Origin of the sequence: Methanosarcina sp., from assembly GCF_028693135.1 — an archaeon.
Lineage (GTDB): Archaea > Halobacteriota > Methanosarcinia > Methanosarcinales > Methanosarcinaceae > Methanosarcina.
This window is the reverse complement of the sequence record NZ_JAQUVZ010000039.1, coordinates 23802-34553: the sequence shown is the minus strand read 5'-3', so window position 1 is coordinate 34553 and position 10752 is coordinate 23802. Positions and strand designations below refer to the sequence as shown.

Below are 10752 nucleotides of genomic sequence, written 5' to 3'. Positions count from 1 at the left end.
AAAGGGCTTCACGTTCATCTTCGGTAAGTGTCACAGTGTATCTATTCATGATTGATCCTCTTGGATTCATTATGAACAGTATACAATATATTCTTCACGACATTTCGCTGTTGACTCGACACTAGCTGAAAATATAACCTGCGAAAGTTCTACGACCTCTGAACTGGTAACAGATTACGGGAATTACACCGAGCACTCTATAAATCCTACTTATAATTATGTATGTGTCATGCAGGGAGACAGTGAAACTTTTGATGTCCGTTTCAGGAACGAAGGCAGTGAAACTATTAATGTAGCCCCGAAAACTATGGCTGCGCCTGACAGCTTCTATGTAATTGACGAAGACTGGATTACAATATCCCCGGCAAACGTAGATGTAGAGCCGGGTATGGAGCAGGACTTTAAGGTTGAAGTAAATGTTCCAGAGGATGCGGAAAGTGGGGAATATGAAGGCCTGATAGTCTTTACGGACGATGTTTATAGTTACGAGTACGAAGGTCCTGGATATATTCAAGAAAATACTGCCCCCCAGTATGTCAATGTAATGTGCCTTGGGATCTCAGTGCCTGTTCGTCCGAAAATTGAACTTCAGACAAGTTACATTTCTGATTCCATTGAACCTGGAGAAGAATATGTATACGAGATAAAAATCAAAAACGTGGCAGGCAAAGATGTCACTATCGATCCGGAAGTAACGAATAACGGCTGTTATTATTTTCCGTATATTGAACCTGCTTTCAGTGATGATGTAATAGAGATCTCTGCACCTTCAGTTATAAAAACCGGGGAAATCACAAAGATGACCATCCGGGTCCCTGTTCCAGAGGATGCGAGCGGAACTTACAGCGGTTTAATAGAAATGAACGCTGATGGGGAAGAAAATGACGGTTCAGTCCCGCAAATTAACCTGGAATTTACTGTTAGCAAACAGCCTTCAGTTCCTTATGTAAAAACCTTTACCACTACAACCGCAGACCCGATAACGATTACTGTTTCGGCTGATGGTTATAACTCTGGTTCATCGGTGCGTGTTTCCCCGAAAAAGGAAGAAGCGCGTCTTAAAGTGAACCTGAAATTCAATTCAAACCCTGTAAATATGAACCTTGTAGAAAAAACTCAAAGCGGTTATGTATACTCTCAGTGGTACAATTTCCCAGTCTGGTCAATAGAAGATGATTCAAACTATGAGAGTAACGGTGTGAATGCAGAAACCTATAAAGTATCCGGAGCGATCGGGACCTGGGAACTTACAATTCTGCCGGAAAATGCCAACGGTTTTAGCTATTCAATAACTGTAGGGGACTCCGAGAAAAAATTGAAGAAAAATTAGATGTAAGAATATTATAAGCAGTTGACAGCTATAAGCAGTTGACAGGACTGATTTTCAATTATTCCAGAGTCCTGTCACCTTTCCTTCTTAATTTTTAATTTATCTTATCTTATTATGATTTTTCTTTCCGGTTACGATCATAACTCTCTTTTTCTGAATAACTTTCTGGGAAATGCGATAAACCAGCTTAGCTTATGACCTCCAGAAGCTATTCAGGTTTCTTGTTAATCTGGATGTTATCAACCTGGTTGAAAATCAAATTCACCCCACTCTCCCTCGGTTCTTGTCACCATCAGGCTATAATTGGCTCGTACCTATGTACTCCTGGGTTGGCTTTATCTGTGATCTCTGTGTTAACTCAACGACCTGAACCCCATAATAAAGGAAGAGAATTAAAATATACAAAAGTGTACATGCCGGCAAGAAACCTAAACCTATTTCATGAAGAAAAACTAAAAGCACGTTTGGTGTAAGTGTGTCTCAAATAGATGTTTCAGATGGAGATCTTATTGTTTTTATTGGTGTATCATTTTAGGAATTAGTTCAGGTCTTTTAACAAATGTATGGGTCACAAGTAAAGGAAATCAAGGCATAGCTCAGTGGTACTTTATTGACAAATTATGACAGATAGGAGTGAGTAAAATGAGTGATTACGAAGTAACCGACATTGAAAAAAAAACCGTGGATAATTGGATAATGTTAAATATACTCCCACAAAAAACACCAAATAAAAATTACACTAGTTATGCACTTAAAATTCTTTTTGAACAAGCACCAGATGGTTTCTTTATCACAAATAAGCAGTTTAAAGAAGCGATGGTCAGATGTAATTTCTTACCTGTAAATAAAAATAAATTAAATTGGGAATTCCGAGTTACCCTAAAATCTCCAGGGTTGAAATAAGCTAAATGAGATTATAAACCTAACATATATTGAAAAAGCTTATCCAAGTTTCTCAAGTAAAGGAAATTTTTCCAACAGAGTTTTAAAAAATGCATTTCTATTAATAAACAAAATCTGTTTATCAGATATCACCCTGCTTCCCTGGAAAAAACATTCCTTTTGAATTGCATAATCGGAAAGATTTCAATTCCTCTTTTTGAGCAGTAGTGGACAGCCCTTAGCGTGCAGGGTACGCATACAAACTTACGTTGATTGGAAGAAATCAGGGTTTTCTAAAAGGACATTGCATTATATGAAGCAGAATGCCAAGAGTGATGAGCCATTTATTCTTAATGCTCATGTTATGGAACAAGTGAATAAGTGGGAAGCATTAGTTTCAAGTCAAAAGTAAAAATATGTATATTTTTACTGTAAAATGTAAAATGTAAATTTTACAGGTAAAATAGTAAAAAAGACTTAAGGAAAGGCAGCAAAAGGGTTAGGTTTGAGTTAAGCAGTTAAAGAAAATAAATCTAAAGGAATTTATAGTAAGGTTTAATTGAGTAGACAATTTCCTTAGATGATATATGTCTGGTTCTGATCAAGATGTTCAAGAAATAATAGAACAAGAGCTATTTGAAGAATATGGCAAGGGCTTGGATAAAATATTTTACATTTCATTACTATTCCCCACAATTTTTGAGTTATAGTAATGAATGTGTTCATACTATTTAATGTATTAAATTATTTATAAGGTTTTAAATTTTCATTCGCTTCTTCCAATCTGTAGTTTACTTTATCAAATTCTTTTTCTTTTACTTCAACATCATTTTTTGCTACAAGTAATCCTGAAGCCATATATTGCTGAGTAATTCCATCTTGCTTATTATATTGTTTAATTAATTTATTATAATAGTCAATTGAAGCTTGATATTCATTTAATTTAGTATTATAAGTATCAAGTAATGAATAATAATCTCTCAATTCTTGAGGATTATCAAAGAAAAATCCAGAAAAATATTTTTTATCAGTTGATGTATATCCACCAGTACATTCTAGAGCAATACCACCATCATTACTAGGATAAGCAATTACCCAAGCATGGTTAGCTTTTTCAATACTGTATTGTTCATTTTGTTCATTCAATTCAAGATTTCCAGTTACTATTTGTGCCGGAATTCCTTTTGATTGAAGAATATTCCAGACATCTTGAGCCATGTTATCACAATCATATGTATTCATCATATATTTGTGGTTTTCATAATATTCTTTTGCAATTTGCTCACATATTTGGATATTCTTTTGTTCTTGTGTCAACTGAGGTACAACGGGTTTATTTTCAACTGTGTCTGCATTATTTACATTAACAGCTACTGTAGGATTAGTATTTTCAAATGATCCTGTTGTTAGTGGAATGAATAAATAGTTATATCCTATAATTAAAATAATTAGTAGTATGGTTCCATAACTTACATATTGCAACAGGTAGCCAATAAATGATTTTCCTTGCCTTGCTTCACATTTTGGGCAGAAAATTTCATTATCATCTATTTCAGCACCACAATTCCAACACTGTTTTACTTCCATAATCTCCCTCACTATTATTAATAAGATGTTAGTTATATCTTATAAATCTGTTCAATTTTTTGAAAAAATTGCTATGCATGTTCTAAAAAAATAATTGACTTAAAGAATAATTATAAACTATATAATAGCAAAAAAGCAAAGAATTTGGAAATCACTTTGAGTTATTCGACACCGGTTCTTTGAATTGATACTGTGATTGGTGAGTTAGATGTTAAAACCGATAACTAATAAAATTCAAAACCTATCAAAATCAAAAAACAGAAAATATGATCTTTTTTCTTTAATGACTTTGTGTATATTTGTTATTATGGTCATTTTAGGAGTCAAGGGGGTTCCAATCAATGATTTTGTATATATAGGGTTTAATGGGATTCTTGTGTGTGTCACTGTAAAATATACTATTATCACAAAAGACATTTTAGAGGATGGAAAGAAAAAACGTGAAATAGAGTTTATACAAAGAAAACTTGAATATTTTTATTATCCTTTGTTACGTAAAATGGAAAAGGCGGAAAAAGAGGGGTATCTTACATTTAAGAATTTAATGTCTGAAAGAAATCCTAATTATAATAATGAGAGACATAATTATGACTTTTTTTGTGTTCAATATATTTTAAAGGCTTTGAAAAATGATAATATAGAAGAACTTTATAAATACAAATATTTATCAAGCGTGCCTATCAGAGAAAAATTCCAAAAGATTGAAGGATATCTGGGGTACGTTTCCCTCGTTTTTGAAAGTGATGATTATGTTGAATCCGTGAATGAAAGAGATGAAAGATTATTTGATGAAATAACTTCTTTTAAGAAAGAACTTGAATCTGAAATAAAAATAATTAATGATAAATTAATTGATTTAATAAACTAAAATTCAGAAGTAAGTTTAAAAAGCTAAACTTTTATTCTGTTTTTAACTGGTAGCACCTTTAAGAAGAAATAGTTGATAAGATACAATCTCTTAATGAAGATATTAAATTTGAAATTGAAAATCTTAATAATAAATTATTCTATTTGATAAATTGAAGTTCAGAAAAGTAAGTTAAAAGGCTAAACTTTTTATTCTGTTTTTGACTAATATACCTTACCTTCGGCAGGTCGACATTTAATTTTTGATCATTTTTGATGATGACGATTTTGAAATGATGCTCCATAATTGTGTGTAGTTGTTAGGTTTACATATGACCAATTATTAATCTTTCACACTAAACTTTAATGAAAAATTGTTCAGTGCTTATATAGGTCGTGAGAGTTGAATCACACGTTAACCAGCTTTAAATCTAATAAATAGTTATCTAATGTTCTAAAACGGCATCGTGAAAAATGTTCTGATTTTTAATGTCGACCTGTCGAAAGTAAGATGGTGCGACAAGAAGCTACGTCATGAATTGACGATTAAAGGTTGATAGATATTCCGTAGGAATTTTCACGAACATTAGTGCCACCAATATTGTTTTGGTGACAAGAGTAGATAAATAATCGGTCAAATGGGAGTATTTTATGAAAAAAGATGATATTACTATAGTTCTATCAGTGCTTGCTTTAATAATATCAGCATCTGTAGCAATTTACGAGATTAATGAGAATGAAGAAAAAAAGATTGAGAATATTAACATTTTAACTTCTCGATACACCACTGATTATCCTTCCAAAGTAATTCCAGTTTTCTTTTATCAAGAACAATCAGCTATTATCCCAGTTTATTTTGAATGTATAATTGTTAACGAGGGGGAAAAACCTGTCAATATAATTGATTACAGTATAAGTGATATTTCAAGCAACATATTAGTTTATACTTACATGGATATGGGAGGTTTTGATTCCTCTGGAAATCCGTTGAGTTTTCCCATAAACTTACAATCTAAAGAAAGCAAAAAATTGTTTATGAAAGTTGGTCTGCAAATGAACTCAACCGTTTTTAATAACATTGAAGCGGAGAATTTGCAATCCGAAAATACTACAATTAACGATATTGAATCACTTTGTGCCGAAAAAGGTTACGATATATATGGAAATACGGCTACACATAAGGAATATGCTGGCGGTGAATATCATTCAAGCGTTCTTCCTGAACGATATCAAACCTTTAAAATTATCTTTAGTACAAGTAATTATAATAGTTTCCAAGATACGTTTTCATGGTATAAAATATATCCTCAATAAGATAAGCTAGTGTCGTGGCAAATTAATTACTGGGCGTTAATATTTAGACAATACCTTATCCGTAGTCCCTTTCTTAATTCTGAGGACTCAGAACTAAATTTCCTAGACACTAGTTACTTACAGAAAACCAGATGTAGGGGTAGGTTGAATAGTTACAAAACCTCTTTCAATTTATTGATTCTTAATTTTTAAATTATTTTAGGGTCCTTCAAAATCCGTGTGTAAATTAAGACCTCAGAATGCTTATTTCAGGCTATATACATATAATTAGAGTTTACCAACCAAAAATACACTTTAAAAATCCAAATTTTAATATAATGGATAAAATTAAGCTTTGAAATAGATAACTGAGTGCCAGAAAAGCTTTATTTTTTGACAAACTATATTTATTTGGAATTGTGACATCTGATTACATTTTTCCATTATACCAAGTTTAACATTAGAAAAGGAATAATAAGCTCTTAAAAATCAAATTGAGAATATTAATCTCTTTAAATGCAAAATTGATTATTTTAAACCTGTATTTTGCTATGGGGGACAATTTAAAAATATCTAATTTAGGAAATAAGGCTTATTAATCCTTAAAAAGCGGACAAATTTTTAAGGACCCTAATTAGTTACAACATCCGTAATAAATTATATCCCATGTCTCAATCAGTTTCAAGATCTCTACAACAACATCTGACGAAAATAGGTCAAATGGTTTTACAATTTTAATTTTTAAATTGTTTAAAACCGAAGGAGGCCATCTTCCTTCAACTAATGTATTTAATAAGCTAAAGAATAAAATGTAGAAGTCTTCAATGGGAATCCTTTCCTTGCAAATTAAATAAATGAACTGAGAACTTACATTTAAAGCAGAGTTTTCGTCACAGTATTTGCTTCCAAGTATATTTAGCACACTTATAAATGGGTAATCCATTTTCCAACCGGATTTTTTTGCAGCTTCCAAAAGGACATTTGAATCAATAACCGTATGATAGTAATGTAGATTCACTAATTCAATTGTTTTTTCATTAAATTGATCTTTTTGAATCAGATTCTCATTTAGGCAATAAAATAACAAACTTTGTGTCCAGATTCCATATGTGTTAAAATCCTGTTTAGCTAGATTTCGAATTATCTGCTCATCTGAATACAATAAATTACCTTCTTCGCTTGCTATAAGAATCGTATCTATAAATGCTCGACCAAATAAATTATCATATTCTTTCTTTTTCTCTCTTTTAATAGAAAGTGCCTTTTTACAAGGCATAACTTCACAATTTGTATCAATCCAATCCAAGATATTTTGAATTTGTTCAATATACTCTTGCATTGCGTCTGCTGTGATTTGTTGAAAGAAGATATCTCCATCTTTATATATTATAGACATATGATCTCTTGAAGACATACCACTCTGCTTAAGCTTTATATGTTGAAATAGGTCAATTGTTGATTGGGCAACCCCAAACTTCCCACAGTGATTTAATATTATATCTCCGACGTTCAAGCTGATCAGAGTCAAAACAGATATAGGATCGATAATTAGTCTCAAGTTCCTTTTAAGATAGCTTAATGATTCGTTCTGTTCTACACGATTCCCTGTAAAACAATAAATCCCCAGATTAGGATCTTTTATAAAACTGGACCAAAGTTCATAAATATCCCTGCCGCAAATACTAGCAACATCCCAAATAGCGAATCTTTTTTCAAGGTAATATTTTATGGCCTTTTCTTTATGTTGTGCATTTAAAAGAAAACTTTCCTTAATTTTTTTCATAAACACTTCTGGGGAAAATTCTTTTTGATCTTTGTCAACAGTGTAGATTTTGGATAAAGCTGGAGTATTTGGAAAGAGATAATTAAACTGTTCAAAGCTTTCTTGAAATACATACACATATTTGCTTTTTATCTCTTTTATGGTAACTTCTTCAGAAACAAAGTGACCTACGGAGATTTTGTCACCTACAGATTTACCTGCGATTTTTTTATAAAAGGCACTTTTTATATTTAGTTCTCCTTTTTGTGAGTCTGTATCTTCTCTATTCTCAATTATGTATTTTTGTTCCCTTCCGTTTCTTTCTTCAATTACTACAACTGAGTTTAGATCAACCTTTTCTGGATGGAGCCATTCCTTATTATTATTCTCATATAACATTAAATTAATATATTGCAAATGCACCTTTTCATTATCGAAATTATTTCTTCTTAACTCATATAATAGCTCAATTGACTTCTGGAATAGACCTCTTTCATTAAACAAAATAGCTAAATTAAGACTTTGTTCGACAGGAATAGAATTGACATTAAATGATGTTTTAAGAAATGTATCTACTTCATCATAATTATTACATTTTTGGTTTAAGATTGCTAAATTAATTTTCATTCCAATATCTTGTGGAAAATGTTCAATATACTCGATTAGAACCTTTTTTTCTTCTTCCAGCCAATTAATTTCATTATATATAGCTATTTCAATATTAGTGATATGGATTATAGGTCCAAACTTACTTCTCAAATTTTTACATATTCCCAAAGATTTTTCTAAGTTACCTGATAAATAATAGGCTTCTACTATTTTATGGGTTAATTCAGTAATCTGAGTCGCATTCACAAAAATCTCATAAATTGCACATGCATCTTCAAATTGCTTAATTTTAAGGAACTCATCGGCAAGATCCAATAATTCTTCATATTTTTCAGAACCAGAAATATTAATTTTTGCCTTATTGAGAATGGAAATACTCTTCTCTTGATTTCCTGCTCTTCGCTCTACACGTGAAAGATCTATTACTTTTTGGATACTTTCTTGCCCTTCTTGCATTCGCAATTCTGCCAATTTTCTTGCTTCATCAAAATTATCTAAATCGAGATGATTGTAAATAAGAAGTCTTTCCAAGTGGTCCCTGGAATCAAATTGCGGGTTATGTTTTAAAAAATCATTTATTTCATTAATAACATCTGTAAACTTACCCAGCTTTTTTAACGATTCAAAATATAGTATAAGATTTCCGATTTCTTTTTCATTGTAAACATTGTCTTTAAGCAAATCAATTACTTTTTTGAATTCACCGCTCTCAAACTCGATCAAAGCTTTGAACTTAAGGAGTTGTGAATTGGAAGGATCTAAATTAAAAGCAGAATTTATGTCATCTTTTGATCCTTCAATATCTCCCAAAAGACGCTTTTCAATTCCTCTATTTATTAACCAATGTAAATTAAGGATTCGTAGATTTTGATCATTGATTGAATTCCATGAAACAGTAAACAGCTCAATAGATCTTTCTATTTCCTTTGTATGAGTTGTGTTTAACTGAATTCCCCGAATAGTTTTAGGATCAGATAAAACTCTCTCAAGTAATACTGAAGCTAGAAATGGCCTAGCTTCTATAATGTTCTCAGTCTCGTTTTCAATGGCTATTTCCAACCATTTTTTCGCTTCATCAAGTTCTTCTTTTTTGTAATAAAAATAACCAAGAGCTAAAGCAACATCTTGATTATCCCTTAAGTAACAAGGAATTTGTTCAAGATTATCATAATATCCAGTTTTTATAAGAATTGAATATGCACGAGCATTAGCGGGGTTTGTCTTAACTACATCAAGAGCCAATTTATCTGAATTGCATTTATCTCCCAGTATAAGAAATCCAAATGCAGCGTTAACCTTTGCTTTTTCATCATCTGAATTAAATTGACGTGCTTGTAACAAGCACTTTCCCGCATTTTTATACTCATCAAGTTGAAGGTTAGCTGATGCTTCTAGTCTTAAAAGATTATACTTAACTTTAGGAGATGAATCATCCCAAACTTTATTTTTCAATTTATTTAGAGATTCTAAAGCCTTTGTTGGATTATGTTCATCTAAAAACTCTTTAATTGTATTCATTTGAGTTTGATATTCGCTCCCAAGCAATTCTTTACTTAAGTTACTTATTGGCTCTATATTTTCACACAGTTGGTCCATTTTTTTATAAAGGTAGCCATGTTCCTGGTGCAACATTAAATGATCGTCACGTAGAACTTTTTCTCGATAGATAGATGCTGCTTCATGTGATGATAAGCTCTCATCACAAATGATAGAGTCAGAAAAAGCTTTGTTACATGCTTCGATTAAAGCATTAAAGATTTGTGAACCTAAGATAAACAAATCTTCATTTTCTTGAGTCTCTTGAGATTTTACAAACAAAAGAGAAAAACTGCGTTTTAATTCAGATAAACTTTCATCTTCGTTGATAACTGAATTATTATCATATACTTGATGAATTATATCTCTAACTTCTTTACTTTTAAGGAATTTACTTAATAATTCCAAGTTTACAATTGTTTGAAAATCCTCGATTTCTATATTTTTCTCAATAACAGTTTTAAAATCAACTTTGTCATATATGAGTTTTTCAATACTGGATGGACTAAACAAATAATTTAAAATTTTATTTTTACTATTTTTCATAGTTGAATAGATGATACTACTTACAACTTTTAAAAACACTCCAGTAAGAAATGATGAAGATGCAGCATCCATAGGTACTCCAAGGTTTACCTTATCAAGTTAATTTCCGTTAATATAAATTTTTATACCTAACTAAAAACTTATCTATAAATCTACAAAATTTTGGCTGAGTGGATGCAATACTCCACTTTTATAACAAGAGTTAACTTATTTTTGGTTATGGTGACTCCCTAAAAGACATTATGCAAGTATTTACAAAACGGTGTTACTTTTTTTGACCCTTATTTAAGGAATTTTATAAAATAGAAACTCTTTTTAGTTAAGACAATTTTAGAAAAGAAACAGTTGTGAGAAATCTTCA

Annotated in this window: 6 protein-coding genes; 4 read left to right on the top strand and 2 right to left on the bottom strand. The window is 31.2% G+C overall.

The genetic code is table 11. From position 1 onward, the window contains the following. The first annotated feature begins 229 nt into the window (after positions 1 to 229). A complete protein-coding gene (locus PHF18_RS14100; RefSeq protein WP_300103982.1) occupies positions 230 to 1330 on the top strand; it encodes a hypothetical protein in 1101 nt (366 codons plus the stop codon). A 642-nt stretch (positions 1331 to 1972) separates the two neighbouring features. Beyond that, positions 1973 to 2233, top strand: a complete 261-nt coding sequence (locus PHF18_RS14095) for a hypothetical protein (protein ID WP_300103981.1) — start codon at positions 1973 to 1975, stop codon at positions 2231 to 2233. A 723-nt stretch (positions 2234 to 2956) separates the two neighbouring features. Here PHF18_RS14095 and PHF18_RS14090 read toward each other — a convergent pair. Next, entirely contained in the window at positions 2957 to 3799 is an 843-nt protein-coding gene (locus PHF18_RS14090) for a zinc-ribbon domain-containing protein (RefSeq protein WP_300103980.1), read from the bottom strand. Positions 3800 to 4007: 208 nt separating this feature from the next. Here PHF18_RS14090 and PHF18_RS14085 point away from each other — a divergent pair, with 208 nt between their 5' ends. Continuing rightward, positions 4008 to 4667, top strand: a complete 660-nt coding sequence (locus PHF18_RS14085; protein ID WP_300103979.1) for a hypothetical protein — start codon at positions 4008 to 4010, stop codon at positions 4665 to 4667. A 629-nt stretch (positions 4668 to 5296) separates the two neighbouring features. Continuing rightward, positions 5297 to 5959, top strand: a complete 663-nt coding sequence (locus PHF18_RS14080) for a hypothetical protein (protein WP_300103978.1) — start codon at positions 5297 to 5299, stop codon at positions 5957 to 5959. Positions 5960 to 6572: 613 nt separating this feature from the next. On the opposite strand, the gene PHF18_RS14075 is transcribed toward PHF18_RS14080, so the two are convergent. Continuing rightward, positions 6573 to 10463 carry a hypothetical protein gene (locus tag PHF18_RS14075; protein ID WP_300103976.1) on the bottom strand — a complete coding sequence of 1297 codons (3891 nt, stop codon included), beginning with the start codon at positions 10461 to 10463 and terminating at the stop codon, positions 6573 to 6575. Positions 10464 to 10752: the final 289 nt, after the last annotated feature.

What these genes read in the sequence shown, in the direction of transcription:
- PHF18_RS14100 (WP_300103982.1), top strand. Translation starts at nt 230, where the DNA reads ATGCAGGGAGACAGTGAAACTTTTGATGTCCGTTTCAGGAACGAAGGC.
- PHF18_RS14095 (WP_300103981.1), top strand. Translation starts at nt 1,973, where the DNA reads ATGAGTGATTACGAAGTAACCGACATTGAAAAAAAAACCGTGGATAAT.
- PHF18_RS14090 (WP_300103980.1), bottom strand. Translation starts at nt 3,799, where the DNA reads ATGGAAGTAAAACAGTGTTGGAATTGTGGTGCTGAAATAGATGATAAT.
- PHF18_RS14085 (WP_300103979.1), top strand. Translation starts at nt 4,008, where the DNA reads ATGTTAAAACCGATAACTAATAAAATTCAAAACCTATCAAAATCAAAA.
- PHF18_RS14080 (WP_300103978.1), top strand. Translation starts at nt 5,297, where the DNA reads ATGAAAAAAGATGATATTACTATAGTTCTATCAGTGCTTGCTTTAATA.
- PHF18_RS14075 (WP_300103976.1), bottom strand. Translation starts at nt 10,463, where the DNA reads ATGGATGCTGCATCTTCATCATTTCTTACTGGAGTGTTTTTAAAAGTT.